We start from the raw sequence: 25,684 nt of genomic DNA on the forward strand, positions 1-25,684 counted from the left end.
GCGCGATCAGGAAGCTGTGAGCGAGTCGCCCGATACATGCACGCGTTGTCCAACCTGCACCTGCGGCTGCGTCGCGTAAGTGAAGTTGCGATAGCTGCCGTCCTGCATGCGGACCTGCACCTGGTAGCTCGTCTGCTTGCGCACGGCGTGCTCGATGCCGTTGCCCGCGACACCACCGCCGACAGCGCCCACGACCGTGGCGAGAATGCGCCCACGCCCGCCGCCGAACTGATTGCCGATCAGTCCGCCCGCGACGGCGCCGCCTACGGCGCCGAGACCCGTCGTCGGCTCGGGGGTTTGCACGGCGTTGACAGCCACCACTTCGCCCGCATAGGGATCTGCGGCGACTTGCCGTGTGCCTGCCGGTTGCGCAGACGCTTGCGAGTAGTCGCCGTTCGCGTATTGCGGAGCCGGTGCGACACGCGGCTTGCGCGTGTGATGAACGGGCTTGGGAGCCTCGGTCGCTGCTTGCTGCGCGACGGGCTGCGCGACCTGTTGCGCGGCATTCGTTTGCTGCACCATGCCGGTTTGCTGGGTAGCGGCGAGCGGCACGCTCGCCGCTTGCGCCACGGCGGGCGCGATCTGCTCGTTGGCCGGGGGCGTCGCGTGCGACACGGGCAGAATGCCCGTCATCGCTGCAACGCCGGTGACGCTAGCGAGTATCACGGACACAGCCGCGCCCGCGATCAAGGGATGGATACGGCTGCGTTGCGCAATGCTGTTCGTGACGTTGGCGCTCATCGTGGGCTCCACGGTTGGTGTGTGCCTGCAATAACGCCGCTCGACCGAGCGCGGTGCACGTGATACTGAAACGGCTTTGTAAGCATTTGTAGCGAGTGTTTCGATGCGATATGCGCGCTCAGCAAAAGCGCTGCGCGAGATCGTAGATCAACAGAAACACGCAGCCCGTATCGCTCCTGAATCGATCTTCGACCGTTCCCGCTTCTGCAATGCCCACCCATCCCGGCAACAGACGCTGGCCGTTCTGAATAGCCTCGCCTTCGAGCATGTAGATGAACTCCGGTCCCGTATGCAGGTGCATCGGGAACACCGTGCCCGCTTCGAAGCGAACGAGCTGCATCGCGCGTCCGTTGGCCTTGCCGAGATTCTTGATCTGAACGCCGCTCGCACACGCTGACGGTGTCCACGGTAGCGCTTGCGCATCGACGGATGAAAAGCGCGGCGCGGTAGGTTGCTGGTTCATCTCATTTCCCGTTCGTTTTCGTTAGGGATTTCCTGACGCGAGATTCAGCAGGCTTGACGTCGAGCCCGTTCCCAATCCTGACTGCATCAAAAATTGCGGCGTGGGTCAATGTCAAAGCGCGTGCGTGTGTCGCTTGCCGATAGCGCACACCTGACTTTCGCTTGGGCTGGACGGCACGCGCAGACTGGTCGGGAGAAGGGAATGCATTTCGAGGAGCTTTCCAACGAAGAATGGTCGCTGGTCGCACCGATTCTCAACGCGCAACCGCATGCAGGCGTTCTCAAACGTGGACGCCCGCGCATCAGGACGCGCGTGGTCGCCAATGCGGTGCTATGGGTGTTGACCACTGGGCAATCGTGGTCGAAGCTGCCCGCGCACTATCCGTCGCAACCGACTTGCCGATGCCGTTTCGAAGAGTGGCGGCTCAATGGCAAGATCGCCGATATGATCCGCATCCTGCGCGAGCTGGGACGCAGTTTTTCGTACGTGCCCGATGCGCCATGCGTGAGCAAAAAGCCCGTGCCGAAACGCGACGATGGCCCGATGGAAGAGCGCGGCATACCTCGCGTGATTTGGAAAAGCCAGGCGTCGTGGCAGGCATCGCCGGCAGAGCAAGAACCCGCGCACGAGCTGCGCCCCGACTACCCGAGCCGCGCATTCTGGATGGGGCTCGCAGCGAAGGGCGCGCGCGTGATCGACGAGTGTGGCTATGTCGTGTATGTCGCGGCGGATCCGGTGCCGGGCGCGATGTTTCGCGGCTGGGCGGAGATCACGCGGGACGGTAGGCGCGTCGCGCGCTCCGGCCTGGTAGGCCCGAAGTTCGACATGCCGGACGACGCGCTGCAATGCGCGCTGACGTGGGCGCGACGCTGGATCGAACTGCACGGCGTGCGCTTCGAATTGGAACTGCTGCACAGAGCGGCCGATTGACGCACGCGGCCTCACACATGATCCGGAATGCATCGCGCACCAGTTTCGGGCGGTTTATAACGTTTCCTGAAACTGTGAGTTGGTTGATCAGATGTTTATCCGCAGAGCCGACACTCCTACACTGTTTTCAACGCAACGAACAAAACAGTTCGAAGCATCCGAAAACAAATCTGGAGGTAATGATCATGACATCGCTCATCAAGGCTCTTGCAGTTGCTGCTGTCCTCGCTGTTCCGGTCGTGTCATTCGCGCAATCCAGCCAGCCGGTGACCCGTGCCCAAGTCCGCGCCGAGCTGGTGCAACTGGAAAAAGCGGGTTATGTCCCGTCGAATAGCAGCGACACGCAATATCCGGCCAACATTCAGGCCGCAGAAGCAAAGGTTGATGCTGCCAACGGCGTCCAAAACAGTGGTGTCGGCGGTGTTGCAGATGGTTCGTCGCAAGGTGGTCAACGCGCTTCGTTCTCCCCGAGCTCTTACTCGGTGCCTGTTTTCGAACACCACTGATGCGCAAAGCGCTGGCTTCGTAGCCAGCGCACCGCTTGATTCAGTCCGCCGCGACACGCGCCGTCATATGACGGAACGCCTGTCGCGGTTTGTTTTTTGGGCGAGCGGTCCGACATCATTGACAAGCAGCGACCACCGGCTTTATTGAACAAGCCACCCGCGCGCAATCGGCCACGCCAGCACCTTCCGATACAACGCGATCAACCGGTCCGTCACCGCCTCACCCGCCAGCGACCAAAGCGGCGTGGCGACCCCATGTGCCACGCACGCAATCGCAACGGCGCCCGCCATATCCAGCGGATAGTGCACGCCGACGAACACGCGCGCCCAAGCGACGGCCAGCCCTGCAACGAGCGTTAGCTCACCGTACCAACGCTTGCGCGCCAACAGCAAGGTCAGCGCAACGCTGGCGAACACCGTACCGTGATCGCTTGGAAACGACGAATCCGGCGCATGCTCGATGAACGTATGACCAAGCCCGATCATGAACGGCCGCGGATGCAACCACGCATGACCGATGACCTGATTGAACCCGAGCGCAAGCAGCACAACGCAACATGCGCGCAGCGCCGTCGCGCGATTGTTCCTGATGCCCGAGAGCCATAGCGCGGCGAGCATCAACGGAACGAAATAGATCACGTAGTCGGCGATGAATGACGCGACGTCGATTTGCCAGCGTGGCGTCGACGTAGTCGCGTTGATCGTGAGAAAGAGCGCCTGATTTAACGCTTCGAGTGTGTGCATGCTGTGATCGTGGCGGGATCGAAACCCTGGTGGAAAACGGTCGCCCGATCGTACCGGGTGAAGCTTATGTCACGCTTAGGGCCATGCAATGCATGTTGAGCACGTGTACGCAACGAACGGAGTATTCTTTCGATGAACTTGCAAAAGACGGCACATGTGCCGTCTTTTAGCAAAATGCCGAAAATGAAGGACGGTGCTTCATGGATGCGGTCTCCGACGTGCTGCGCGTCGTGCGCCTGGGCGGCGCGGTTTATCTTCACGCCGAATTGACGGCGCCGTGGTGCGTGATCGGTCACGCCGATCAGTCGTTGTGCACCGCGTATCTGCCGAAGTCGGACCGTGTCGTCTCCTATCATCTGATCACGGAAGGCACGTGCTGGGCGCGACTGCCCGACTGCAGCGAGCCCGCCATCTGCGTCGGCGCGGGCGAATTGCTCGTCGTGCCGCAAGGCGAGGCGCACATCATGGGAAGCGCGGTCGATCTGACGCCCGTGCCCGCCGGACCGCTCATCGAATCTCAACTGGCCGCCATGCCGGGCGAAGTATTGAATCTCTCGTACGGCGGAGGCGGCGCGCGGACCAGCGTGCTATGCGGCTTTCTCGCCTGCGACGATGCGCTGACCAACCCGGTGCTCGGCTCGCTGCCTCGTCTCTTCAAGGTCGACGTGCGCAACGATCCGCACTCGGCATGGATCGAAGCGTCGCTGCGCTATGCCGCGACCGAGGCGGCGCAACGGCGCGCAGGCAGCGCCATCGTGCTCTCGCGTTTGTCGGAACTGCTGTTCGTGTGGGCAGTGCGGCGCTGCATCGACGACTTGCCGGCAGACCGCAAGAACTGGCTCGCGGGCGTGAAGGACCGGTTCGTCGGCCGCGCGCTGTCGATTCTGCATGCGCAACCTGCCTACAACTGGACCGTCGATGAACTCGCGCGAAAAGTCGGCCTATCGCGTTCCGCGTTTGCAGCCAGATTCAGCGAACTGCTAGGCCAACCGCCGATGCAATACCTCGCGCGCTGGCGTCTGATCGTCGCGGCGCAGGAACTGTCGTACAGCAGCAAGGCGATTGCGGCGATCGCCGAGGGAGTCGGTTACGAATCGGAATCGGCGTTCCATCGCGCGTTCCGGCGCGAGTTCGGCCAGCCGCCCGCTGCGTGGCGAAAGCATCATAGCCATGTCAACGGCGCCGAGGCTCTGGCGGCGAGCCAGTAACGCGACAACTCCAGCAACTGACCGCTGCGCCGCAGCGTGAAGGTCACGCGGTTCCGTCCGGGCAAGCCGCCGCGCGCAACGCGGACGCAGGCAGCTCGCCGTGGCATCGAATGGAGAGTCCGAAGCTCGCTTGCGATCGCGTGCACGATGCGCCGCGCTGCGGCATGCCATGCGAGCGGATCGAGTATCCGCGTGCCGCGCAGCGATCTCAACAACGACAGCGCGGTGCTGAGTTCGCGCATATGCCTGCCGTGGTCGTTGTTCAACTGCCGCACGATCGCGAAGCACGCATCCCAGCCGACATGCGTATGAACCTGCAGCCACGCAATCAGCAGCACGGTCGGCAAGAGCGCGAGGCTCTCGCGCGTCAGCACGTCGCTGTGCAATAGCGCGAGCAATTGAGCCTGTGAAATTTCGCTGATGCAGCGTCGCTGCAAGTCCGGCAGGTGACGCATGACAAGGCCTCCTGTGACGAAAGGGTCGCGGATTCTCGTGGCCGAAGGCGGACGCGTCGCGTCTTGCCACGGCGATGGAAAAGGCTGGACACCCGACTTCACAAGACCTTGCTGCCTGACGTCGTTGAACGCGCTTGCTGCAACAGATGATGGATGGTGCTCGATGCCGTCTCGGGATTCACTATGAGGCAAGGTGCCTCAAAGACCCTTGCCCTTGCGTCGCGCCTCTTTGTCCGATCGTCCGTTTTTGTCGTGTGCGTCGCGCGGACTTTGCCGCGCGTCCGGCGCGCTTTGCCGGGCGTCCTGTTGTCATCGGCGAGCACCTCGCGATTCCTTCAATTGACGCGAGCGAACCTTGCGACAACACTGTCTTCGAGTGCGCCCTGTGCCGCGAATGAACGCGTGACAGGGCGTTTGTTCGTCGGGCATCGATCTGCGTTGGGAGCGCGTAATTCATGAACAGTCTGGATGGAACCATCGTCGCCATTACGGGCGCCTTCGGCAATCTCGGTCTCGTGACGGCGCAAGTGCTGGCGGAGCGCGGCGCGAAAGTCGCGTTGATCGGCAGAGGGAAGGCACCGGCGAATCTGCCTGCGTCGCTGGCGCAGGCGTATGTCGCGAGCGGCGTCGATCTCGCGGAACGGGACGCGGCGCAACGCGCGGTCGATTCGATCGCGAGCCAGCTCGGCGGCCTGAATGCGCTCGTGAACGTCGCGGGCGGCTTTAGCTGGGAGACGGTCGCGGACGGCAGCGCGGACACATGGGAACGCATGTTCGACGTGAATGTGAAGACGACGGTCAATGCCACGAAAGCGTCGCTTCATCATCTGACGAAGGCCACGGGCGGGCGCATCGTCAATATCGGCGCGATGGCGGGGTTGAAGGCGGGCATGGGGATGGGCGCATACGCTGCGTCGAAGGCGGGCGTGATGCGTCTGACGGAAGCGCTTGCCGAAGAACTCAAGGACAAGGGCGCGACGGTCAACGCGATTTTGCCGAGCATCATCGACACCCCGCAGAATCGCGCCGACATGCCGGATGCCGATTTCACGCGCTGGGTGACGCCGGAGCAGATTGGCGGCGTGATCGCGTTTTTGCTGTCGAAGGAAGCTCAGTGCGTGACGGGCGCCTTGATTCCCGTTGCCGGGCGAGTGTGAGATCGATTGAAATCTAATTTAAACATTACAGAAGCCTGTCAAAGATATTTCATAATCATTCATTAAATTAGCGCGTCATCAAGGCGCGCCATGGACGACTGATCCGCGGCGTGGGCTGATTGTTGAGCCAACCACCCATCCCTACCAACGGATCACAACAACATGGCGCAGCCACTCGACTACTCACGCCGCAAGGCGCTCAAGATCATCGCCGGCGCACCGATGCTGCCGCTCGGCAGCGCGGCCGCCGCCTCGCTGCTCGCAGCATGCGGCAGCGGTAACGACCACGCGGCAAGCGCTACGCCTTCCCCTTCGACGTCCGCCTTCACGGCGGCGTCGTTCGCCGGCATGGCCGCGCCGTCGCTCGCCGATCCCGCCGCGATGGCGACGACCACGGTCGCCTCGACAATGACCGCGCAGTTCGCCGACGGCAGCCGCCGCAGCTATAAGCTCGCGTATCAGCCGTTCTTCATCACGGGCGACACGGTGCCGAACACGACGGGCGGCACGATCGTCGCGGGCGGTTATTTCGATATCAACAAGCAGCCGATCATCGACAGGTCGGTGCCCGGCAAGGAACGCCAGTTCTTCTCCGACTGTCCGGACGGCACCTCGCTGATTCGCCTCGACAAGCCGACGGTGAAGGGCGTCAAGGGCAACCCGGTGTTCGCCGTCGTGCAGTTCGAATACGCGACGCGCGACCAGACGCAAACGGTCGCGGGCGACATGTACGGCAAGCTGCCGTCGCCCATTGCCGTGCTCACGCTCGATCAAGACCCGGCGACGGGCAAGCTCACGCTCGTGAGCTATTCGAATGTCGATACGTCGGGCGCGCATGGTCTGTGGATCACGTGCGGCGCGAGCCTGTCGCCGTGGAATACGCATCTGTCGAGCGAAGAATACGAGCCGGACGCCGCGACGATCGCGACGAACACGCAGTTCCAGGCGTATAGCCAGAACCTGTACGGCAACACGGCGACGGCGCGTCCCTATCACTACGGGCATCTGCCCGAAGTCACCGTCAATCCCGACGGCACGGGCACGGTCAAGAAGCACTACTGCCTCGGCCGCATTTCGCACGAGCTGATCCAGGTGATGCCGGACAAGCGCACCGTGCTGATGGGCGACGACGCGACCAACGGCGGCCTCTTCATGTTCGTCGCCGACAAGGAAGCGGACCTGTCGGCGGGCACGTTGTACGTAGCGAAGTGGGCGCAAACATCGTCGGCGGGCGCGGGCGCTGCGACGCTCACGTGGCTCAATCTCGGCAACGCGACCAGCGACGAAATCGAAGCGCTCGCCAACACGCTGACGAACGCCGACATCATGGACATCGTCACCAACGAGGCCACGCCGCCCAGCGATCCGACGTACACGCAGATTCACTTCGGCGGCAAGTTCAACTGGATTCGCATCAAGCCGGGCATGGAGAAGGCGGCCGCGTTCCTGGAGACGCACCGCTACGCCGCGCTGCGCGGTGCGAGCATGGGCTTCACGAAGCTCGAAGGCACGACGGTCAACGCGAAAGACAAGATCCTGTACTCGGCGATGTCGCAGATCACGGCGTCGATGGTGCGCGGCAACGCGCATTCGACCGACATCGCGCTCGACAAGGGCATCTCGTCAGGCGCCGTCTACGCGCTGAACATGAAGGGCGGACAGAGCGACCTGGGCGGCGCGGCGATCAACAGCGAATGGGTGCCTGTCGACATGAGCGCGCCCGCCGCGCTCGTCGGTGAAGACCTCGCTGCGGCGGACAGCCTCGGCAATACCGCCAACCCGGAAAAGATCGCGAACCCCGACAACCTGAAGTTCTCAGAGAAATTGCGCACGCTCTTTATCGGCGAAGACAGCGGCATGCACGTCAACAACTTCCTGTGGGCGTACCACGTCGACACGAAGACGCTGTCGCGCATCCTGTCGTGCCCGGCGGGCGCCGAATCGACGGGCCTGCATGCCGTCGATGAAATCAACGGCTGGACCTACATCATGAGCAATTTCCAGCACGCGGGCGACTGGAGCAGCTTGCACGCGAAAGTGCAGACCGCACTCGATCCGCTCGTGCGCGCGAACTACAAGGATCGCTTCGGCGCGGCGGTCGGCTATCTGACGGCCGACCCGACTTCGATCAAGCTCGCTTGACGGAATAGCTTGCGGCGATCCCTACGGGCCTCATCGCGGGGAATTTGATGACGCTTCGGGCTGGACGGAAGGCCCGGTCGCGGGCGATTCATCGACCCCTCTTCGGAGGGGTTTTTTTATTGGCGTTCACTTTCTTGCAGCGCCGGTACTCCTTGCGCAGTTCGGCGATCTTCGCTGCGACGCTCGCCAGAATGCCGAGCGCTCCTACCGTTTCTACCAAAGCGGAAAGCATGGTGTCTCCTTTCTGATGCGAGGGCGATCGACGGTGATGTGTGAGTGGAGCGTAAGTCCACCGACTGGCCGTCACAATCTGGAAGTTCCAAAGCCAGATTTCGCCCTTTCCGAAGCGTGAGGTTTGCGCGCCGGCAATCAGAAGGACGATTGATGTGCGAAGGATTCAACGCGCGCGCTGCCGCGAATGGCGGTTCCTCACCGCTTCTTTCACGTCGGACCACAAAGCATTCGTCTCTGTCACTATTTGCGGCTACGCGGCGCAAGCGCTGTCAATACACTGGACGCGCCGAAAAGGATTCGGCCTACGTGGAAGAGTTTTTCGTATCGAGAGCGAGCGCCGTCGAGCGCATCGTGCGGGCGCGGCGTGCGCTGATGAAAGAGATTGAAGGCGCGAGCGCGGGGGCGTTCGCGCTCAGTCAAGGTCCGTCGTTGCTCGACAGGCTCGAGCAACTGATGTTCGACGTCCGCGCTGGCCGGATATCGAATTTCGTCATGCCGTCGCTGACGAGCAAGGTGCGGATACTCGTGATGGCCGACTAGCGCAATACACCGAATCCCGCCGCCAGGCCAGTGGGACACCTACGAACGCAATCGTAAAACCGAGCAGAGCCTCGGAATTTGACATTCCGCACTTAACATTTTGCTGTCGGATGTCGATAAACCGTACTTCAAACGCCTCTTTTCTCGGATAAAGGACTGCTTCATTCATCAAAGTCCGGCGAGTGGCCGAGGGGCACATTCTGGGGGCTCTCATGTTACAGGGCAGCTACAACAGTCTTCTCGTGCTGTTCTCGCTCCTTGTCGCGGTGCTGGCCGCGTACACGTCGCTTGAAATGGCGGGCCGCATCACGACGGCGACCGGCCGGGCCGCGCGTTGGTGGCTCACGGGCGGCGCATTCGCGATGGGGCTCGGCATCTGGTCGATGCACTTCATCGGCATGCTCGCGTTCAGCCTGCCAATCCGGCTCGGCTACGATCCCGTCGTCACACTGCTTTCGCTGTCGATCGCGGTTGCGTCGTCGGCGTTCGCGCTGTGGCTCGTTTGCCAGGACTCGTTGCCCACCGGGCGGCTCGCGGGCGGCGCGGTCCTGATGGGCCTCGGCGTCGCGGGCATGCACTACACGGGCATGGCAGCCATGCAGATGGAGCCGGGCATCGCCTATGACGCCGGGCTCTTCGCGCTGTCGATCGTGATCGCCGTCGCCGCCTCGGGCGTCGCGTTGAAGACGGCGTTCAGCCTGCGGCACAACTCGCGCCGCGTGCGCCCGCTACGCGTGGGCGCCGCCGTCGTGATGGGACTCGCGATCGTCGGCATGCACTACACGGGCATGTCGGCGGCGGCCTTTCCGGTCGGCAGCCTGTGCGTCGCGGCGACGGACGGCGTGAACACCACGTGGGTCGCCGTCGTCATCATCATCGTGACGCTCGCGGTGACGGGCGTCGTACTGTCGATTTCCGTGCTCGACGAGCTGCGGCTCGAAACGGAGAACGCGGCGCTGACCCGTTCGCTTGCGCAAGCCAACCAGGAGCTCGGCTATCTCGCCTGGCACGACGCGTTGACCAAGCTGCCGAACCGCGTGCTGCTCGAAGGCCGGCTCGAAGAAGCACTGGCGAAAGCGCGCGTGGACGGCAGCCAGTTCGCCTTGATGTTCATGGACCTCGACGGCTTCAAGGTCGTCAACGACGCATACGGCCATCAGGTCGGCGACCGGCTGCTGGTGCAGGTCGCCGAGCGGCTCGCGTCGGCAGTCCGCGCACGGGACACGGTGGCGCGCGTGGGCGGCGACGAATTCGTGCTGCTCGTGCCCGGCGAGGACCAGGCGGGCGCGATAGCCGTCGCCAGCCGGTTGCTGGCCGTGATCGGCGCGCTGTTCGAGATCGACGGCCACGAACTGGGTATCTCGACCAGCATCGGCATCGCGATGTGTCCCGCCGACGGCGCTCGCGGCCACGAGGCGCTGATGCACGCCGACGCCGCGATGTATCACGCGAAGTCGCTGGGCCGCAACGCGTATTCCTTCTTCGATGTGTCGATGAACGAGAACATGCAGGGCCAGTTGCAGCTAACGCAGGACCTGCGCGTGGCCGTCGAGCGCAAGCAACTGGTGCTGCACTATCAGCCGCAATTCGCCGCACCCGATGGGCCGATTACGGGCGTGGAGGCGCTCGTGCGCTGGGCACATCCGAAACGCGGCCTGATCGGCCCCGACGAATTCATCCCGCTTGCCGAAAAGACGGGGCTGATCGTGCCGATCGGCGAATGGGTGCTCGACGAAGCGTGCCGCCAGATCCGCGAATGGCTCGATTCGGGCGCGTGCGACTGGAACGTCGCCGTCAACCTGTCGCCCGTGCAGTTCGGCCACCCTCAACTGACGTCGCTGGTGCGCGAAACGCTCGCGCGGCATCGCGTCGATCCGCGCCGTCTGACGATCGAAGTGACCGAGTCGGCGGCGATGCGCGATGTCGACGCGAGCCTGCGCATTCTGCACAGCCTGCACGAGATGGGCGTGCGGATTTCCATCGACGATTTCGGCACTGGCTATTCGAGTCTGATGTATCTGAAGCGTTTGCCCGCGAGCGAGCTGAAGATCGACCGGGGCTTTGTGCGCGAGCTGGCGCATGACGCGGAGGATGCGGCGATCGTCTCGTCCGTAGTCGCGCTCGGCCATACGCTGGGTATCGAGATCGTCGCGGAAGGCGTCGAGACCGCGACGCAAAAGGAGTTTCTGACGCGGCTCGGGTGTAATGCTTTGCAAGGCTTTCTGCTCGGACGGCCGGTTCCGGCTGCGGACCTGGACGCCTTGTCGAAAGAATGCACGCAGCCGAGTCTGTCCTGACGCGTGCGGCTGCGCGGCGTGTTTCGTCTGAACGTTCGGTTGACCACATAACGACGCGCGCAGGTCGGCGATACTCTGCTTGCGCACGGGGGAAGTTTGCGCGTAACGCGATAAATCGAAAGGGGCGAAGGGTTGAACCGTCTGCAAAGCGTGAGCGCCACACGGCGCGAATCTTTGCCGAATGTCTAGCCTTCCGGCGCCGTCAGGCGACCGCGGCCTTTAAAACTACAGCATGAACGCCGGCCTTGGCCGGCGTTTTCTTTTGTGCGTGCCGCGCGTCGGGTCGAGCTGCGCTGCGGCTTTGTCGCATGCGATCTTTTCATCGCCGGTAGTATCTGGGTTTGGCTTGCGCCTTCTCACTTTCCGTCGATGCCACACAACATGCGCGCTGTACTCAAAAAATGGCTGTTCATCATCTATCTGCTGGGAAGCGGAACGATCTGGTCCACGGTGATGCTGCTGCTGTATCCGTTCACCAGCCGGTCGGCGCGTTACGGGCTCGCGGCGCTATGGTGCAGGGCGCTCGTCGCGGTGATGCGCGCGGCGTTCGGCATCCGCTGCTCGATAGAAGGCCTCGAACATTTGCCGAAGGAACCGTCGATCGTCCTGTGCCGCCACGAATCGACGTGGGAAACGCTCGCGTTTCTCGCGCTCTTTCCGCGCCGGATCAGCTTTGTGTTCAAGCAGGACTTGCTGCGCATTCCGTTCTTCGGCTGGGTGCTGAAGGGACTCGACATGGTCAGCCTGGACCGCGGCTCGCCGCGTCAGGCGCATGTCGCCGTGACGCGTGAAGCGGCGGAGCGTCTCGCGAAAGGCGATATGGTCGTGATTTTTCCGGAAGGCACGCGCGTGCCGCACGGCGCGCCCGTCAAGCTCACGTCGGGCGGCGTGCGTCTGGCTTGCGCGACGGGCGCGCTGATCGTGCCCGTCGTACACAACGCCGGCAAGGTGTGGCCCGCGAAGGGCTGGCCGATGGGCGCGGGGGAAATCCGCGTCGTCATCGGTCCGACGCTGTCGCCTGTCGAGCGGTCACCGCAGGAACTCAGCCATCAGGTGCATGACTGGATGCAGGCCGAGCTACTGAAGCTCTAGCGCTCGCGGCTTCCGCTTTACATCGCGCCGCCTGAAACGGCGGCGCGCCAGGTCGTATGCTCAGGCGGCGACGGGGTGCGCGAATTCCTGCTCGGTGCGCATCAGCCCTTCGATCATCCGCGCTTCGGCCTTGGCGATATCTTCCAGCGAAGCAACGGCGAGCTGTCGGTCGAACGCGTCGAGCGCGATGGTCAGCCAAGCGTAGTTGTCGCCTTCGACCGTCCACTCGCCGCGCACCTTTTCAGCGCCGTCGATGTCGGTCATCGCGATCTGCGCTTCGGCGATATCGTCGATCGCTTCGGGCAGGTGGCCGATGCGGCTGAGTTCTTCCGCAATGAGCAGTTGCCGGCCGAGCGTCGTGAACAGCTCGCGCGAGCCTTGCCCGCGGCGGAACGCGTCGAGACTTGCATATGCTTGCAACAGCATGGCCCGTGTGATCGGCTCGTGTGCGGCGCGGCTGAAGGTCAGCGCGCGCAGCAACGGCGACATGGCGGGAGCGTGACGGGTCTGTTTGCGGCTTCTCGACTTGTTCGACATGTGATGTACCTCTTATCTTCGTTTCCTGTGCGGGCGGGGGCCTTGTGGTCGCCAGGAAAAAGGTGCCGCCGATGCTCTGGCGGCACTACAGGGGATGATTGGTGTTACATGGGACGGAAGTCAACGCTGAGGCGCAACTCCCGTCGGCAGGGATCCAACGACAAGCCTGCGAACGAATAATGAGCCGGGACAATTAAGACAGACTTAAATCGCGAAGGCCATTTCGAGCGAAGTACGCAGGCTTGCCGGCATTACTGGTACTGGGCGTGAATGGCCTGACGTTGCGCGGCCTGTTCGTCGGCGTGCTTTTTCGCAAGATGCCGCCCGACGATGCAACCGCCCACCGCGCCAACCACGGCGTGATGGCCCGCGTAGTGTCCCGCGACGCCGCCAACCACGGCGCCTTTGATGCAGCCCGCCGCATGCGCCGTCCCGCTGATGGCAAGAAAGAGCGTTGCGGCGGCGAGTGTGGCTTTCCCGAAAGCGGTCATGCTGATATCCCGTTTGTTTTGATCGAACCGATGTTGCGCCAGCGCGCCCGATTTCAATAGCGTCGTGCATCGAATCGCGCTGGATACTGTGAGCGCAGTGTACGTGGCGGCCCATGCCGAAGGTGCAACATGTGTGCGAGTTTCGTAACAAGCAGTTAGACGGCGCTTCGGCGGCGTTCGCGCATCACGGCGCGGGCGAAGATGACGGCGCAGGCGTCGCGCGTAGACGATGCGTCGTTTTCGGCGCGGCGGCCGCAGCCGAGGCCGCTTCCGATACGCCCGCCGCACCCGCAGGCACATCGGCGGGGCGTGTCGACGGGCCTGCCGCGCCGGGATACATCGCCATCAAGGTGCGCAGCACGCCGTTGGTCCAGCCAAAGCCGTCCTGCAACGGATACTCGCCGCCGCCTGCCGCCGTCGTACCCGCCTTGGCATCGACGTCGTACTTCTCGACCAGCTTGCCCGTGTGCTGGTAGTACGTGACGTTCGTGCCGATCCAGCGCGTGGCGATTTGCTGCGCGAGGTCCGCGTGACCGTAGCGCCGCAAGCCCGTCACGGCGAGATATTGCAGCGGCGCCCAGCCGTTCGGTTCGTCCCATTGCTGGCCCGTGTTGACTGTCGTGGTCGCGAGGCCGCCAGGGCGCAGCAGGCGAGCGCGGACGGTCGCCGCCACCGCGGCGGCCTGCGCTTTCGTCGCGACGCCCGCGTACAGCGGATAGACAGTCGCCGCGCTCAGCCGGTGCGTGAGCCGGTGCGCGACGAAATCGTAATCGCCGAAGGCGTTGAGTTGCGGGTCCCACAGCACGCGGCGGATCGCATCGGCGCGCGCGGCGGCGCGCTGTTCGAGATTTTCCGCGTGCGAAGCGTCGCCCTGCACGCGATACGCTTTGGCCAGCGTGCGTTCGAGATCGACGAGCAGACAGTTCAGATCGACGGGAATCACCGACGTGACTTCGATCGTCGCCAGCGTCTTGCCGTCGGCGAACCAGCGCGAGCTGAAGTCCCAGCCGGTTTCGCCGCCCGCGCGCAGATTGCGCCACAGGTCTTCGGCGTTGCGCTGCGGCGTCGCTTGCGCGGTGGCGACGTCTTCCCGATACGATTCGTCGCGCGGCGTGGCGCGCTCGTCCCAATAGCGGTTCAGGAGCGTGCCGTCGGGCAGGCGCACGAGATGCCGGTAGGCGCTGCCGGCCGCGATCTTGTCGTGGCCGTCCATCCAGTACGCGTATTCTTTGCGCAACTGGGGCAGATAGCGCAGATAGACCTGATCGCCTTCGCGATCGGCTGCGAGACGCACCATCTGCGCGAAGAACGGCGGCTGCGAGCGGCTCAGATAATACGTGCGATTGCCATTCGGAATATGGCCGTACCGGTCGATCAAGACCGCGAAGTTGTCGAGTTCGTTCTTCAGCAGATCTTCGCGTCCGCTTTGCCTCAATCCAAGCATGATGAAGTACGAGTCCCAGTAGTAATTTTCGTCGAAGCGGTCGCCGGGCACGATGTACGGAAATGGCAGCGGCAGCAGCGACGACCACGGGCTCGCGCTGGCATCGGGGTCGCGCCTAAGCACGGACCAGAGCGTGTCGATGTGCGCCGTGATGCTCTGGTTCGGGTCGGACACGTAGTTCTTCGTTTCGCGCGCGGGCAGCGTAAAGCGCTGTTCGACGAACGATTTCAGTGCGAACTGCGCTTTGTCCTTCTGCCTGGCATAATCGGCGACGATCTGTTGCGGCGGCGCGTTCGGCACCATGTCGGCGAAGGTCTTGCTGTCCGGGTAGAGATGCGCGAGTTCGACATCGCGATACAGCGCGCCGTATAGCTCGGACGGCGGCACGGGCACGACGGGCGATACGGTGCCGTTGATGCCAGCCTGATTGGCCGCTGGTGTTTGCGCGGCGCCTGGCTGCATATAAGCGACGAGCAGCGCGGCGGCACAGAGGGTAGTCGAGAGAATGCGGCGGGCATGGGCTTGCTGCATCGGCATGACGCTCCGGAGTAAGGGCTTTCGAATACAAGGGAGTCACGAGAGCACTGCATGTTCCCCAATGAGCGCAGATAGCGCTCGCCCAACCCGCGTTTCATGCGTTTTGATGGAAACACCCGAATGACCGTTCAACAGCAAGACTGGTTCACGAACCTGATACGCGCGCCCGAGGCGCGCCGCTTCGGACGCACGCTGTCGGGTTGCGTGCTCAGCTACGGCGCCGCGAGACTGGCGGGATTGCCCGAAGGCTATTGGGCATTGATCACGACGATGATCGTCGTGACGCAACCGAGTCTTACGCAGGCCATCACGACCGCACGCGACCAGATTATCGGCGCGTGTATCGGCGGGATCGTGGGCGGGATCGGGCTGGTCGTGATGGATCGCGGCATCGAGCCGCTGACGGTGTTCTCCGTCGCGCTGCTGCCATTGGCGGCGCTGGCCGCTGCGCGGCCGGGCTTGCGGCTCGCGTGCGTGACGCTGGTGATCGTGGTGCTCGTGCCGGGCGACGGCGGCTCGGCGTTCGTGCGGCCAGCGCATCGCGTGGCGGAAATTCTGATCGGCGCGGCGGCTGCGTTCGTCGCAACAGTGATGTGGCCGAACCGCGCGTTGAAGGGCGCGCATCGGAACGCGCGCGAATGTCTGGAGACGCTTGCCCAGATGATCGAGCACAAGCTTGCGTTCTCGCGGGATGACGCGCAGATGGCGCGTCTCGAGCAGCGCAGCCTCGCCGCGCAAACAGCGCTTGCGGACGCATTGCAAGAGGCGGGGCGCGAGCATGTGTTCGTGCCGATCCTGCGCGGCAGTTCCGACGCGATCGACAAGGTGCCGCCGTTTCTGAGCCGATTGCACCGCGACGTGCTGGTGTTCGGTCAGGCGCTCGCGCATACATGCGTGGGCGACGAAGTGCCGCATCTCGATCAGGCGTGGTCGGCGGTGCCGCGTGCGTTGTCGCAGCTCGCCGATGCGGTCGGCGCTATTCCGTTGAACAAACCAAAGTTGCAGGACGCGCGCGCGACGCTCGACCCGTTGCTCAAGCGGATCAACGAGCGTGTGGATGGCGCAAACGCGACGCTCGCGCCGGGCATCGAACTCGTGATGGCGTTGATCGTCAAGGACACGGACGGGCTCGTGCAGGTGTTGACGCCCACGGGAAAAACGAAGGCGCCGTAAGTGTTCGCTATGCCTCACCAAAACTAACAACGGGGCGAGGCAGCGACTATCCTTTTCGATGAGGCCGGATAGTTCGTCGCACGCAAACGACTGACGAATCGGATCACGCCCGCCATCAACGTTTGCAAACCATCGCGCCTCGCTCGCAGTCGATTGTTGTCGCAACGATCAAACAAGGAGGTGAACAATGAAGACCCTTGCGTTTGTTCTTGCTGTCGCGGGTCTGGCGGGTCTGGCCGCGCCCGTGGCGTCGTTCGCGAAGATCGATCAGAACGCCGACTACTATCGCGCCGACTACCGCGTGCACGATACGGGCAACGATCCGCAGGAAGCAAAGCGGCAAAGCAATTGCCAGAGCCGCGGCGATTGCGCGCCTGTCGGTCAGTGAAGCGGCGGCTGCGCCTCTCTTGCATCTGTCGCGGATCGACCGTCGATTTGCATCGCGCGCTGTGGGCCATGTAGGTGCCTGCGGCGCGTCGTAGGCGCTCGCCATCGAGCAGTGAGCGAGAACATCGAGTCCGTCGCAGACATCAATAACCCGCCGACGGCGAAAGACTCTATCAACCACGAAGAGTGAATGACGGCCTTCGCGCGAGCGATAATTCAGGCTCGTAACGCAAGTCAATCTTCCCGCATGCAACACCTCGATCCGCGCAAGCCGACAGCGAAAAGAAAGCTACCGGGCGAATGAGCGTTTAAAATCCGGACTCACGTTTTTTTCGGACCGGATGCAACGCTTCGGTCCATCCGTCAATTTTTCCGTTTAAGCCCATGTCGACACCTAATCGTGCCAACGCTCGCCGTTCGCTGACGCTTCTCGAAACCCTCGGTCTGATCGGTATCGCTGCCGCGCTGTGCAGCGCGCTGCTGCGTCACTTTTTCTGAGCGCGGCGGCCGATACAGCCGCTGCGCGGCGAGCGGCCGCATGCGCTCGTCCAGCCATCACTTCACATGTACACGAAAGCCACTGCCGTCGAACTCCAGTTTTCACCCGATCGCCTCAACGATGGCGCGGGCGATCCCTTCTGGATCGATCTGAACCACAACGAAGCCGTCGAGCTTCATCAGGCGCTGCAACGCTATCTCGGCACGCCGGCCGCTGAGCGGCCTGCGCCGCTCGTCGTCTCGCTCGACAAGGACGAGAGCGCGGGCGTTGCGGAGCCAGCGGGGTCGAATGCCGCGACGCAGACACAGACATCCGCCGACGACTTCAAGCAGTGGGTGTGTGTGATCTGCGGCTGGGTCTACGACGAAGCAGCCGGCTTGCCGGAAGAAGGCATCGCGCCAGGCACGCGATGGGCCGATGTGCCGGAAGACTGGCGCTGTCCGCTGTGCGATGTCGGCAAGGAAGATTTCGCGCTCGTCGAATTCTGATCGCGCCTTGTTGGCGAAGCGCTGCGCAAAGCCCACAGACGACGCAAACGGTAGCCATCCGGCGAAGCGGGTATACTCTCGCGCCTTGAACGTTTGCAACACATCTGCACTTCCGGGCACCGCTTCCTAATGAAAAGCATTACTGCCCTATTGGGCGTCTTCAGTCTCGTCTGGTTCTGCACGAGCGCATTCTCGCAATCCCAGACCGACGTGCCCGACGACTACGCATATCTCACGCGTCTTCACGTCCGACCCACAGTCATCAACTGCATCGCCGAGCTCGACCGCTGGATTCGGACTACCTCACGTTATGACATGTTCCTCGCACCGGACCGTCGCGTGCTGAAGGCCAAAGTCAACGAAGATGGCGGCCTCTTTTCCGGCAACAACGGTTCGCAAACGGTCGAATCGACCGTGTCGATGCGTGCGTTCGCACGCGTTCGTAACCGGCAGTCGTGGATGCCAGTGATCGCGCAGTGCGGCGTCTGGCATGAGCATGTCGTCGGCGTGTCGTTGCAGCAGGTCGACGGGCAAACGCCCGTTGTGCGCTGACGAGGCGCGCGGCTCAATCGCCGTGGTTGTTCAGCTTGAAATCCGATGGCGAGCCGTATGAGAACCTGCGCGTCAGCGAACGCACATCGTACTCGCGCAACGCGGAAAGATACGACGGACCGTGGATGATGGCGGGCGACGGCGTGCCCGACCGGTGCCGGTCGTGATGATCAGGTTCGAACGCGGGTGAGTCGAAGTCGGAAGACGGATTGGCGAGCGCGATGATAACCGGGCCGTCCGCGTAAGCCGAATAGACCCCGGCTGTGCCGAACGCGGCCATCCATACTGCGAGCAGTACGACGTACGATTTCATCTGCGACGGGCTGCCGGTCTGATCTCGGCGTGTCGTTCGCGCACGATGCGCGAGTTCGCGCCATGAACTGATATTAGTCACGCAACGACGGCAACGCAAGGCGGCCCCGCCGGCGCGCGCTACGTCAGTTCGTCGATCATCAGCCGCGCGGCAGGCGAAAGCACGGAGCCGCGCCGCGTCACGATGCCGTATGGCTCGGTGCGCGAGCGCACTTCGATCGCCAGCGGCCGGGCCAGGCCGTGATCGGCCAGCAGCGCTGCCATGTCGCGCGGCATCAGCGAAACCAGTGTCGGGTCGCGCTGCAACATCAGCACGGTGGTGATCGTCGATGCCGTCTCGATGGGATGGGACGGCACCGATAGCCCCGCTTCCTTGAATTCGCGCTCGAACAGGCCGCGCAGCGGCATGATGCTCGGGTAGACGATCCAGCGGCTCTTCGCGAGATCGGCGAGCTTCACTTTGCGCGCCTTCGCCAGTCGATGCATCGGGCTCGCGACAATCGCCAGCGGCTCGTCGCTCAGTTCGACATAGTCGTAGTGATCGGGTTGCTGCGCGACGGTCGTGCGGCAGATCGCGAGATCGAGCCGCCCCTGATCGAGCAGCGTCAGCAGCCGCGCGCTGGTGTCTTCGACGACTTCCACGGTCAACGTCGGCTGCCGCTCGCGCAGCCGCGTCAACGCGTCGACCAGCACGCCCGACACGGCGCCCGTGATCGCACCCACCGCGAGCCGGCCGCCCGAGCCTTGCAGGATGCCTTCCATCTCTTCGCGCAGATGCGCGACGTCCATATGAATCAGCCGCGCGTAACGGATCACGCAACGCCCCAGCTCGTTCGGCTGGATGCCTTGTTGCGAGCGCGTGAAGAGCGTCGCGCCGAAGGTCGCTTCGATCTCGCGCAGCGCCTTGGTCGCGCCCGGTTGCGTGAGCGCCATTTGATCGGCGGCGCGATGCAGCGAGCCGTGTTCGTCGAGTGCGATCAACAGACGCAGTTGCTTGAGCCGCAGACGGGCAACAATCGAATCGACGTTCGGCAGCATGAGTGAGGAAGAGAGGAGATTCGGAGTGAGCGTTTCAGGCTCTGAGCTTTTCGACGAGAAAGTCGACGAAGGCGCGCACGCGCGACGACAGATGCCGCGCATGCGGATACAGCAGCACGAACGGCCTTGTGCGGCCGCCGAACGGCGTGAGTACTTCGCGCAACGTACCATCCTTCAGGTCTTTTTCGACGACGAACCGATAGGTCTGGAAAAGCCCGGCGTCGTGTCGCGCGAGCGTGGCGCCTGCGAGCACATCACCCGACGTGCTGTTTCCGCCGCGCGTCATCAATTCGCTCTCTTCGCCTTCATGTTGGAACAGCCACGGAATGTTGCGCCCCGTGCTCGGCAGCGCGAACTGGATGCATTCGTGGTGAATAAGATCGTCGGGTGTCTCCAGCTTGGCCGCCGACTTCAGATAGGCGGGCGAAGCGACGACCACGAGTTCGGCGTCTTCGAGCTTGCGCGCAATCAGGCCGGAGTCATCCGGTGCGCGGCCCCGGATGGCGAGGTCGAAGCCTTCGTCGGCGAAATCGATGTTGCGGTTGCTCAGGTGCGTTTCGACCGTGACGTCGGGATAGAGCTTGCGAAATTCCGCGAGCAGCGGCAGCACGCGATAGTGGCTGTACGGCGTCGGCATGCTGATGCGCAGCACGCCTGACGGCGTGCTCTGCTGTCCCGTCGCCTCGCGCTCGGCGTCGGCGAGCTGGGCGAGCGCCAGACGGCATTGCTCGAAGTAACGGCGGCCTGCGTCCGTGAGCCTGATCTGCCGTGTCGTGCGTACGAAAAGCCGCACGCCAAGCCGTTCCTCCAGGCGCGCTACCGACCGGCTCACGGCCGCGGGCGTCACGCTTGCAGCTGTCGCTGCTACCGTGAAGCTTTCCAGTTCGGCGGCGAAACAGAACAGTTCGATGCTGCCAAGGAGTAGGTCTTCGAATTGACGCTGCATGTCCTTTCCGTGATCGGCGGATGTCGTTCGCGTTGGGCGCCGTCAAGGCGCCCAACGCGAAGCGGCGCAGGGTGCCGCGCCGCGTGTTCGAAGAGGATAGCAGGTCTCAAGCCAACTGATACTTCTCCCGGACCAGATGCCCGATGCCGATCCGATCGAGAATTTCCAGCGGGCAAAGGATGGTCACACGCACCGTGCCGGGCAAGCGGCTGATCTCGATCGAGCCAGCGATCGTCGCGCGATTGAGCACTTCCTCGTAGCTCAGACCGGTGACGGCGGCGGCGCGGCGCAGTCCGTTTTCGGTCGCTTCATTGAGGTTGACGCCGCTGCCGATGAACGTCACGGGCCCATTTTCTTCGATGTGATGCTGGCCCCAGCGCGCGCCGAGTTCGGCGACCTTCTTGCGCTGGTCGGCGCTCATCGGGCGCGCCATCGGCGGCAGGTCGTCGAGATTCTGCAGCAGGATCGGTCCTTCGATCGTCAGGTTCTTGATGACCTCGACGCTCAGCTCGGTCTCGCCCGAAACATCCGTTGCGTGCCCGGCGATCTCGCCGTTGCCCTGTTGCGCGTGCATGTCGCCGAGATAGACGCCTGCGCCCGGCACTTTCACGGGGCAAATCACGATGCAGCCTTCGCGTACCGAGTTCGTGTCCATGTGCCCATCGGTCTTCGCGCTGTGCAGCTCTTCCGTCGTCATGTTGAAGCGGTGCGGCGCGCCGACCAGATATTGTCCGAAGTCCGCGCAGTTGTGCGAGTCGGGCAGATCGCGCGACGGCGTCGTGCCGATGTTGCCGAGGAACGGCCGCATATGCGCGGCGAGGCCGGGCATGTCGGCGCGCGCCAGCGACAGGATCGAATGCTGCGCGGCCAGTTCGGGCAGCGCGGACATCGCCGATGCCTTGCCCGCGAGCCGGTCGCCGACTTCCTGGTTCACCGTGAGGCTCACGCCGTTTTCCTGGTCAAACACGATGACGTAGCCGTGTTTGAACTGGAACGCGCTGACTTCCGCGCCGCAATGGTCGCAGCGAATCGCTTCGGGGCCGATGCCTTCGACGTGACTGGCCGGGTGCTCGGTGCCGCACGACGAACAGAACTTGGCGACGAACGGATCGCCGTGATAGCGCCCTTCGACGAATTGCATCACACCGGACGACGTGGCATGCGACGTCACGCGCATGCGCTGGATTTTCAGCGCGACGGCGTCGCCAACCTCCGCGCCTTCGATGGCGACGGGCTGCGTGACTTCATGGCCGCCCTGGAACGCGGGCGTGATCATCGGGCCCCAGCAGCCGGGCGGCGTGCCGGCGATCAGCGTGCCGCCGTCGGCGAGCGGTCCCAGCATCGGCTGGCTCGGGCCGAGAATGCCGTTCGTATAGGATTCGACGCGAAGCTGGCTGACGGGTGGCTTGACGGACTGTGCGTCGGAGGGGGCGGTCGTGGTCGTCAATCTTGTCTCCTGACTGGAAGTGGGGTGCGACATAAATCGTATGCGATTAAAGCGTGTGAGTCGGATCATACGCGGAGTTTTCGTCGTGTCAATCCTGTGCGATAAAATCGCGTGCGATATATGTGGAAAGCACGCCGCGCTATCGGGCGTATCCGCGGCATTTTTCCCGCGTGGAATCGATCTTCCGGATTGGTGCCTGCTGGACAATAGTCGGCCCACGAAATGTCGTTGCCTTACGGACAACGAGTCGTGAACCTGGTTGCTGTTGGTGAGGGCGCCGATTTGCCTGTACGCTTGTGCGGATCAGGGTTCGCCGCCCGCGCCTGCGGCAGCGGACCCCGGATTTCCCCACGATCAACGCGCCACGTCGTGTGCGGCGCGAGGCAGAAAAAACAGGAGTTTCAATGCTTTTACATCTTTCGACTTGGGCCGAGATCGAGCAATACCTGAAGCGAAGCCGCGCGATCGTCGTGCCCATCGGTTCGAACGAGCAGCATGGTCCGACGGGCCTGCTCGGCACCGACTGGCTGTGCCCGGAGATCATCGCGCGTGAAGCGCAAAAGTCCGCTGATATCCTCGTCGCGCCGACGTTCAACATCGGCATGGCGCAGCATCACCTCGGCTTTCCGGGCACGATTTCACTGCGGCCGTCCACGTTCATCGCTGCAATTGGCGACTGGATTCGCTCGCTGGCTGCGCATGGCTTCGAGAAGATCCTGTTTCTGAACGGCCACGGCGGCAACATCGCATCGATCGAGGCGGCGTTTTCCGAGGTCTATGTCGAAGCGAGCTTCGCGAAGCGTCACGCAGGTTTCGCGATGAAGCTGGCTAACTGGTGGGATCTGGAAGGCGTCGGCGAGCTCGCGCGCGAGCAGTTCCCCGAAGGACACGGCGTTCACGCTACGCCGTCCGAGATCGCGATCACGCAGTGGGCCTTCCCGGACGCGATCAAATCCGCCGACTACTCGCCGAAAATCGCGCCGTCCGGCCCGATTCGCGAAGCGCTGGATTTCCGCGCGCGCTACCCGGATGGCCGCATGGGCTCGGACCCGGCTCAGGCATCGCCGGAAAAGGGCGGTGAACTGGTGCGGCTGGCGGCGTCGAGCCTCGTGCGCGAACTGAACGCGTTCGCCAACGAGCCGCTTCCCGGCTGAAGCGGCTGATGCGTGGGACGGGCGCGGAGTTTCGCCGCGCCTTTCACCTGTTCCCAGCACTCAAGAGTGAATTGCCCGCTTAATGGTTGACCCATCGTCCGCTGAAAAAGATGATCTGAGGTATAGATAGCATGGCGAGAGCGTTTGCAATGGGCGCCAGGCGGCTTTGGGTCGTCCGGCCACTTTCCGGTTGCGGGCCGCGTCCATGCGCTAACCGTTTTCATGAGGACATGACATGAGCACTCGTTCCGAAGGCAAGCCGCTGTTGAGTTTGTTGGGCATCAGTAAGCCAATCATTCAGGCGCCGATGGCAGGCGTCAGCACGCCGGCGCTGGCGGCCGCCGTATCCAATGCGGGCGGCCTCGGCTCGCTCGGCGTAGGCGCGATGAAAGCCGACGCGGCGCGCAAGACGATCCGCGACACGCGCGCGTTGACGGGCGCGCCGTTCAACATCAACGTCTTCTGCCACGCGCCCGCCACGGCCAATGCAAAAGTCGAACAGGAATGGCTGACGTGGCTCGCGCCGCAATTCGCGAAGTACGGCGCAAGCGCGCCTGAAAAGCTCGCCGAGATCTACACGAGCTTTGTTGAAGACAAGGCGATGCTCGACGTGTTTGTCGAGGAAAAGCCGGCCGTCGTGAGCTTCCATTTCGGCCTGCCGTCGAAAGAAGTCATCAAGGCGCTGAAGGACGCGGGCATCACGCTGCTGGCGTCGGCGACGAATCTGGACGAGGCGCAGCAGGTGGTCGATGCGGGCGTCGATGCGATCGTCGCGCAGGGCGTCGAAGCGGGCGGCCATCGCGGCATGTTCGACACGCAAGCCTTCGATGAAGGCCTCGGCACGTTCGCGCTCACCCGTCTTCTCGTGGAGAAATTCGATTTGCCCGTTATCGCGTCGGGCGGCATCATGGACGGCGCCGGCATTGCCGCGGTGCTCGCGCTCGGCGCACAGGCCGCGCAACTCGGAACGGCGTTCGTGCCGTGCCCGGAGACGTCGATCGACGACGGCTACCGCCGCGCGATTCTCGGCGATGCCGCGCTTCACACCACGATGACGTCGGCGATTTCGGGCCGTCAGGCGCGCAGCATGGTCAACCGCTTCACGGAACTGGGCCGCGGGGCCGATCGTCCTGCGACGCCGGATTACCCCGTCACCTACGATGCAGGCAAGGCTCTGCACGCGGCCGCGAAAGCGCAGGGCGAGTTCGGCTTCGGCGCGCAATGGGCTGGCCAGGCAGCGGCGCTGGCGCGTTCGCTGCCTGCTGCGGAACTCGTCGCGCGGCTCGAGGCGGAACTCGACGAAGCGATCCGTCGATTGCAGCAGTTCGCCCGCTGACACATAGAGAAAAGCAACGGCCACCCGATGGATGAACCGACAACGCCTGCAGAAACCGGCAGCACCGCGCGGGTAAGCGACGCGAGGCTGCTTTCGATCAACATCGGCGTGTGCCAGCCGCTCGACGTGGGACTCGCATCCGAAGGTCTGAGCGTCGAGTCGGCGATCCGCAAGCGTTCGGTGAGCAGCGCGAGCGAAGGCGCGGTGGTCGAAGTGAAGAAGCTCGGGCTTGTGGGCGACGAGCAGGCGGACCTCAGCGTTCACGGGGGCCTCGACAAGGCCGTTTATCTCTATCCGTTCGAACACTATGCGTGGTGGCGGCAGCGGCGCATCGAAGCCGATCTGCCCGATGCGGGCGAGCCATTGGCATTCGGCATGCTCGGTGAGAATCTGACGACGCAGGGCTTGCTGGAATCGGATCTTTGGGTTGGCGATACGCTTGTGATCGATCAGGTCAGGTTACGGGTGGAAGCGCCGCGCAGTCCCTGTTTCAAGCTCAATGCCGCGATGGGGTACAGGAAAGCGGTCAAGCATATGTATCTGAGCGGGTTTGCCGGTGTGTATCTGAGCGTCTTGCAGACGGGGTTTATTCAGGCTGGCGCACGCATTGAAGTCGTGCCGGGGCGTAGGGAGGAGTCGGTGAGCAACATTCTCGACTGGCGGCGCGGGAAGGCTCGGCGGGAGCCGTGAGGTTTGAGCCTTTGCGGCGTGGGCGTTGCCGGTCGGTGTGCTTGTCTTTGCGCTGGCATCCGCGTTGTGGTGTTTGCCGTTCACGCGTCGCCCCTGTGCGGGGCGGCACCTACTTTTCTTTGCCGCCGCAAAGAAAAGTAGGCA

General features: G+C 63.4%; 28 protein-coding genes. 15 read left to right on the forward strand and 13 right to left on the reverse strand.

What is annotated here, in order from left to right; genetic code table 11:
• Positions 1–6 precede the first annotated feature (6 nt).
• Both SB822_RS49560 and SB822_RS49565 read right to left on the reverse strand, forming a co-directional pair.
• Complete coding sequence (locus SB822_RS49560) at positions 7–741, reverse strand: glycine zipper 2TM domain-containing protein (protein ID WP_410858168.1); 735 nt, start codon at positions 739–741, stop codon at positions 7–9.
• Between the two features lie 118 nt (positions 742–859).
• Entirely contained in the window at positions 860–1,204 is a 345-nt protein-coding gene (locus SB822_RS49565; protein WP_007580298.1) for a cupin domain-containing protein, read from the reverse strand.
• Positions 1,205–1,405: 201 nt separating this feature from the next.
• On the opposite strand from SB822_RS49565, the gene SB822_RS49570 reads away from it, so the two are divergent.
• Positions 1,406–2,134, forward strand: a complete 729-nt coding sequence (locus SB822_RS49570) for a transposase (protein ID WP_079490784.1) — start codon at positions 1,406–1,408, stop codon at positions 2,132–2,134.
• A gap of 185 nt (positions 2,135–2,319) precedes the next feature.
• A complete protein-coding gene (locus SB822_RS49575) occupies positions 2,320–2,640 on the forward strand; it encodes a DUF4148 domain-containing protein (protein ID WP_410858169.1) in 321 nt (106 codons plus the stop codon).
• A 141-nt stretch (positions 2,641–2,781) separates the two neighbouring features.
• Here the strand turns inward: SB822_RS49575 and SB822_RS49580 are convergent, their stop codons facing one another.
• On the reverse strand, positions 2,782–3,384 hold the full coding sequence (locus SB822_RS49580) for a phosphatase PAP2 family protein (protein WP_410858170.1): 603 nt from the start codon (positions 3,382–3,384) through the stop codon (positions 2,782–2,784).
• A gap of 200 nt (positions 3,385–3,584) precedes the next feature.
• Here SB822_RS49580 and SB822_RS49585 point away from each other — a divergent pair, with 200 nt between their 5' ends.
• The gene (locus SB822_RS49585; RefSeq protein WP_410858171.1) at positions 3,585–4,592 is read left to right on the forward strand and encodes an AraC family transcriptional regulator; all 1,008 of its coding nucleotides are present in this window, start codon (positions 3,585–3,587) and stop codon (positions 4,590–4,592) included.
• Here SB822_RS49585 and SB822_RS49590 read toward each other — a convergent pair.
• Entirely contained in the window at positions 4,547–5,047 is a 501-nt protein-coding gene (locus SB822_RS49590) for a hypothetical protein (RefSeq protein ID WP_410858172.1), read from the reverse strand. The genes SB822_RS49585 and SB822_RS49590 overlap by 46 nt on opposite strands.
• Positions 5,048–5,502: 455 nt before the next feature.
• Here SB822_RS49590 and SB822_RS49595 point away from each other — a divergent pair, with 455 nt between their 5' ends.
• Positions 5,503–6,204 (forward strand): SDR family NAD(P)-dependent oxidoreductase, encoded by a 702-nt coding sequence (locus SB822_RS49595; protein WP_007580286.1) that lies wholly within the window; start codon positions 5,503–5,505, stop codon positions 6,202–6,204.
• A gap of 162 nt (positions 6,205–6,366) precedes the next feature.
• Positions 6,367–8,346 carry a PhoX family protein gene (locus tag SB822_RS49600; protein ID WP_410858173.1) on the forward strand — a complete coding sequence of 660 codons (1,980 nt, stop codon included), beginning with the start codon at positions 6,367–6,369 and terminating at the stop codon, positions 8,344–8,346.
• Between the two features lie 88 nt (positions 8,347–8,434).
• Here the strand turns inward: SB822_RS49600 and SB822_RS49605 are convergent, their stop codons facing one another.
• On the reverse strand, positions 8,435–8,578 hold the full coding sequence (locus tag SB822_RS49605) for a hypothetical protein (RefSeq protein WP_007580282.1): 144 nt from the start codon (positions 8,576–8,578) through the stop codon (positions 8,435–8,437).
• Between the two features lie 308 nt (positions 8,579–8,886).
• Between SB822_RS49605 and SB822_RS49610 the strand changes: the two genes are divergently transcribed.
• The 3 genes from SB822_RS49610 (at position 8,887) to SB822_RS49620 (ending at position 12,509) form a co-directional block, all read left to right on the forward strand.
• Positions 8,887–9,120, forward strand: a complete 234-nt coding sequence (locus SB822_RS49610; RefSeq protein WP_410858174.1) for a hypothetical protein — start codon at positions 8,887–8,889, stop codon at positions 9,118–9,120.
• 212 nt (positions 9,121–9,332) lie between these two features.
• Complete coding sequence (locus SB822_RS49615; protein WP_410858175.1) at positions 9,333–11,417, forward strand: putative bifunctional diguanylate cyclase/phosphodiesterase; 2,085 nt, start codon at positions 9,333–9,335, stop codon at positions 11,415–11,417.
• Positions 11,418–11,798: 381 nt separating this feature from the next.
• Positions 11,799–12,509: a lysophospholipid acyltransferase family protein gene (locus SB822_RS49620; RefSeq protein WP_410858176.1), complete on the forward strand. Its 711-nt coding sequence runs from the start codon at positions 11,799–11,801 to the stop codon at positions 12,507–12,509.
• A 60-nt stretch (positions 12,510–12,569) separates the two neighbouring features.
• On the opposite strand, the gene SB822_RS49625 is transcribed toward SB822_RS49620, so the two are convergent.
• From SB822_RS49625 to treF, 3 genes are all read right to left on the reverse strand, one after another.
• Positions 12,570–13,046 carry a hypothetical protein gene (locus tag SB822_RS49625; protein WP_079490802.1) on the reverse strand — a complete coding sequence of 159 codons (477 nt, stop codon included), beginning with the start codon at positions 13,044–13,046 and terminating at the stop codon, positions 12,570–12,572.
• A gap of 251 nt (positions 13,047–13,297) precedes the next feature.
• Positions 13,298–13,537, reverse strand: coding sequence for a hypothetical protein (locus SB822_RS49630; RefSeq protein WP_007736514.1), 240 nt, complete (start codon positions 13,535–13,537; stop codon positions 13,298–13,300).
• A gap of 184 nt (positions 13,538–13,721) precedes the next feature.
• The gene (gene treF / locus SB822_RS49635; RefSeq protein ID WP_410858177.1) at positions 13,722–15,518 is read right to left on the reverse strand and encodes an alpha,alpha-trehalase TreF; all 1,797 of its coding nucleotides are present in this window, start codon (positions 15,516–15,518) and stop codon (positions 13,722–13,724) included.
• Positions 15,519–15,638: 120 nt separating this feature from the next.
• Here treF and SB822_RS49640 point away from each other — a divergent pair, with 120 nt between their 5' ends.
• Both SB822_RS49640 and SB822_RS49645 read left to right on the forward strand, forming a co-directional pair.
• Positions 15,639–16,691: an FUSC family protein gene (locus SB822_RS49640; RefSeq protein ID WP_410858178.1), complete on the forward strand. Its 1,053-nt coding sequence runs from the start codon at positions 15,639–15,641 to the stop codon at positions 16,689–16,691.
• Between the two features lie 187 nt (positions 16,692–16,878).
• Positions 16,879–17,079, forward strand: a complete 201-nt coding sequence (locus tag SB822_RS49645) for a hypothetical protein (protein ID WP_007580266.1) — start codon at positions 16,879–16,881, stop codon at positions 17,077–17,079.
• A 362-nt stretch (positions 17,080–17,441) separates the two neighbouring features.
• On the opposite strand, the gene SB822_RS49650 is transcribed toward SB822_RS49645, so the two are convergent.
• The gene (locus SB822_RS49650; RefSeq protein WP_161556769.1) at positions 17,442–17,618 is read right to left on the reverse strand and encodes a hypothetical protein; all 177 of its coding nucleotides are present in this window, start codon (positions 17,616–17,618) and stop codon (positions 17,442–17,444) included.
• A gap of 24 nt (positions 17,619–17,642) precedes the next feature.
• Here SB822_RS49650 and SB822_RS49655 point away from each other — a divergent pair, with 24 nt between their 5' ends.
• Together SB822_RS49655 and SB822_RS49660 are read left to right on the forward strand one after the other, a co-directional pair.
• Entirely contained in the window at positions 17,643–18,065 is a 423-nt protein-coding gene (locus SB822_RS49655; RefSeq protein ID WP_410858179.1) for a rubredoxin, read from the forward strand.
• Positions 18,066–18,194: 129 nt separating this feature from the next.
• Positions 18,195–18,617, forward strand: a complete 423-nt coding sequence (locus tag SB822_RS49660) for a BspC domain-containing protein (RefSeq protein ID WP_039900248.1) — start codon at positions 18,195–18,197, stop codon at positions 18,615–18,617.
• 13 nt (positions 18,618–18,630) lie between these two features.
• Here the strand turns inward: SB822_RS49660 and SB822_RS49665 are convergent, their stop codons facing one another.
• From SB822_RS49665 to SB822_RS49680, 4 genes are all read right to left on the reverse strand, one after another.
• On the reverse strand, positions 18,631–18,930 hold the full coding sequence (locus SB822_RS49665) for a hypothetical protein (protein ID WP_007580261.1): 300 nt from the start codon (positions 18,928–18,930) through the stop codon (positions 18,631–18,633).
• A gap of 119 nt (positions 18,931–19,049) precedes the next feature.
• Complete coding sequence (locus SB822_RS49670) at positions 19,050–19,967, reverse strand: LysR family transcriptional regulator (protein ID WP_007580260.1); 918 nt, start codon at positions 19,965–19,967, stop codon at positions 19,050–19,052.
• A 34-nt stretch (positions 19,968–20,001) separates the two neighbouring features.
• Positions 20,002–20,913 carry a LysR family transcriptional regulator gene (locus SB822_RS49675; RefSeq protein WP_086915798.1) on the reverse strand — a complete coding sequence of 304 codons (912 nt, stop codon included), beginning with the start codon at positions 20,911–20,913 and terminating at the stop codon, positions 20,002–20,004.
• Positions 20,914–21,019: 106 nt separating this feature from the next.
• Positions 21,020–22,360 carry an acetamidase/formamidase family protein gene (locus SB822_RS49680; protein ID WP_410858180.1) on the reverse strand — a complete coding sequence of 447 codons (1,341 nt, stop codon included), beginning with the start codon at positions 22,358–22,360 and terminating at the stop codon, positions 21,020–21,022.
• 404 nt (positions 22,361–22,764) lie between these two features.
• Between SB822_RS49680 and SB822_RS49685 the strand changes: the two genes are divergently transcribed.
• From SB822_RS49685 to SB822_RS49695, 3 genes are all read left to right on the forward strand, one after another.
• On the forward strand, positions 22,765–23,514 hold the full coding sequence (locus SB822_RS49685) for a creatininase family protein (RefSeq protein ID WP_007580257.1): 750 nt from the start codon (positions 22,765–22,767) through the stop codon (positions 23,512–23,514).
• Positions 23,515–23,749: 235 nt separating this feature from the next.
• The gene (locus SB822_RS49690; RefSeq protein ID WP_410858181.1) at positions 23,750–24,850 is read left to right on the forward strand and encodes an NAD(P)H-dependent flavin oxidoreductase; all 1,101 of its coding nucleotides are present in this window, start codon (positions 23,750–23,752) and stop codon (positions 24,848–24,850) included.
• A 27-nt stretch (positions 24,851–24,877) separates the two neighbouring features.
• Positions 24,878–25,540: an MOSC domain-containing protein gene (locus SB822_RS49695; protein WP_079490820.1), complete on the forward strand. Its 663-nt coding sequence runs from the start codon at positions 24,878–24,880 to the stop codon at positions 25,538–25,540.
• The last annotated feature ends 144 nt before the right edge of the window (positions 25,541–25,684 follow it).

This window comes from Paraburkholderia sp. SIMBA_054 (assembly GCF_046534875.1).
In the GTDB taxonomy this organism is placed as follows: domain Bacteria; phylum Pseudomonadota; class Gammaproteobacteria; order Burkholderiales; family Burkholderiaceae; genus Paraburkholderia; species Paraburkholderia hospita.

Excerpts from the sequence above, each read along its gene's own strand:
- SB822_RS49560 (WP_410858168.1), bottom strand. The coding sequence starts at position 741 with ATGAGCGCCAACGTCACGAACAGCATTGCGCAACGCAGCCGTATCCAT.
- SB822_RS49565 (WP_007580298.1), bottom strand. The coding sequence starts at position 1,204 with ATGAACCAGCAACCTACCGCGCCGCGCTTTTCATCCGTCGATGCGCAA.
- SB822_RS49570 (WP_079490784.1), top strand. The coding sequence starts at position 1,406 with ATGCATTTCGAGGAGCTTTCCAACGAAGAATGGTCGCTGGTCGCACCG.
- SB822_RS49575 (WP_410858169.1), top strand. The coding sequence starts at position 2,320 with ATGACATCGCTCATCAAGGCTCTTGCAGTTGCTGCTGTCCTCGCTGTT.
- SB822_RS49580 (WP_410858170.1), bottom strand. The coding sequence starts at position 3,384 with ATGCACACACTCGAAGCGTTAAATCAGGCGCTCTTTCTCACGATCAAC.
- SB822_RS49585 (WP_410858171.1), top strand. The coding sequence starts at position 3,585 with ATGGATGCGGTCTCCGACGTGCTGCGCGTCGTGCGCCTGGGCGGCGCG.
- SB822_RS49590 (WP_410858172.1), bottom strand. The coding sequence starts at position 5,047 with ATGCGTCACCTGCCGGACTTGCAGCGACGCTGCATCAGCGAAATTTCA.
- SB822_RS49595 (WP_007580286.1), top strand. The coding sequence starts at position 5,503 with ATGAACAGTCTGGATGGAACCATCGTCGCCATTACGGGCGCCTTCGGC.
- SB822_RS49600 (WP_410858173.1), top strand. The coding sequence starts at position 6,367 with ATGGCGCAGCCACTCGACTACTCACGCCGCAAGGCGCTCAAGATCATC.
- SB822_RS49605 (WP_007580282.1), bottom strand. The coding sequence starts at position 8,578 with ATGCTTTCCGCTTTGGTAGAAACGGTAGGAGCGCTCGGCATTCTGGCG.
- SB822_RS49615 (WP_410858175.1), top strand. The coding sequence starts at position 9,333 with ATGTTACAGGGCAGCTACAACAGTCTTCTCGTGCTGTTCTCGCTCCTT.
- SB822_RS49620 (WP_410858176.1), top strand. The coding sequence starts at position 11,799 with ATGCGCGCTGTACTCAAAAAATGGCTGTTCATCATCTATCTGCTGGGA.
- SB822_RS49625 (WP_079490802.1), bottom strand. The coding sequence starts at position 13,046 with ATGTCGAACAAGTCGAGAAGCCGCAAACAGACCCGTCACGCTCCCGCC.
- SB822_RS49630 (WP_007736514.1), bottom strand. The coding sequence starts at position 13,537 with ATGACCGCTTTCGGGAAAGCCACACTCGCCGCCGCAACGCTCTTTCTT.
- treF (WP_410858177.1), bottom strand. The coding sequence starts at position 15,518 with ATGCCGATGCAGCAAGCCCATGCCCGCCGCATTCTCTCGACTACCCTC.
- SB822_RS49640 (WP_410858178.1), top strand. The coding sequence starts at position 15,639 with ATGACCGTTCAACAGCAAGACTGGTTCACGAACCTGATACGCGCGCCC.
- SB822_RS49645 (WP_007580266.1), top strand. The coding sequence starts at position 16,879 with ATGAAGACCCTTGCGTTTGTTCTTGCTGTCGCGGGTCTGGCGGGTCTG.
- SB822_RS49650 (WP_161556769.1), bottom strand. The coding sequence starts at position 17,618 with ATGCGGCCGCTCGCCGCGCAGCGGCTGTATCGGCCGCCGCGCTCAGAA.
- SB822_RS49655 (WP_410858179.1), top strand. The coding sequence starts at position 17,643 with ATGTACACGAAAGCCACTGCCGTCGAACTCCAGTTTTCACCCGATCGC.
- SB822_RS49660 (WP_039900248.1), top strand. The coding sequence starts at position 18,195 with ATGAAAAGCATTACTGCCCTATTGGGCGTCTTCAGTCTCGTCTGGTTC.
- SB822_RS49665 (WP_007580261.1), bottom strand. The coding sequence starts at position 18,930 with ATGAAATCGTACGTCGTACTGCTCGCAGTATGGATGGCCGCGTTCGGC.
- SB822_RS49670 (WP_007580260.1), bottom strand. The coding sequence starts at position 19,967 with ATGCTGCCGAACGTCGATTCGATTGTTGCCCGTCTGCGGCTCAAGCAA.
- SB822_RS49675 (WP_086915798.1), bottom strand. The coding sequence starts at position 20,913 with ATGCAGCGTCAATTCGAAGACCTACTCCTTGGCAGCATCGAACTGTTC.
- SB822_RS49685 (WP_007580257.1), top strand. The coding sequence starts at position 22,765 with ATGCTTTTACATCTTTCGACTTGGGCCGAGATCGAGCAATACCTGAAG.
- SB822_RS49690 (WP_410858181.1), top strand. The coding sequence starts at position 23,750 with ATGAGCACTCGTTCCGAAGGCAAGCCGCTGTTGAGTTTGTTGGGCATC.
- SB822_RS49695 (WP_079490820.1), top strand. The coding sequence starts at position 24,878 with ATGGATGAACCGACAACGCCTGCAGAAACCGGCAGCACCGCGCGGGTA.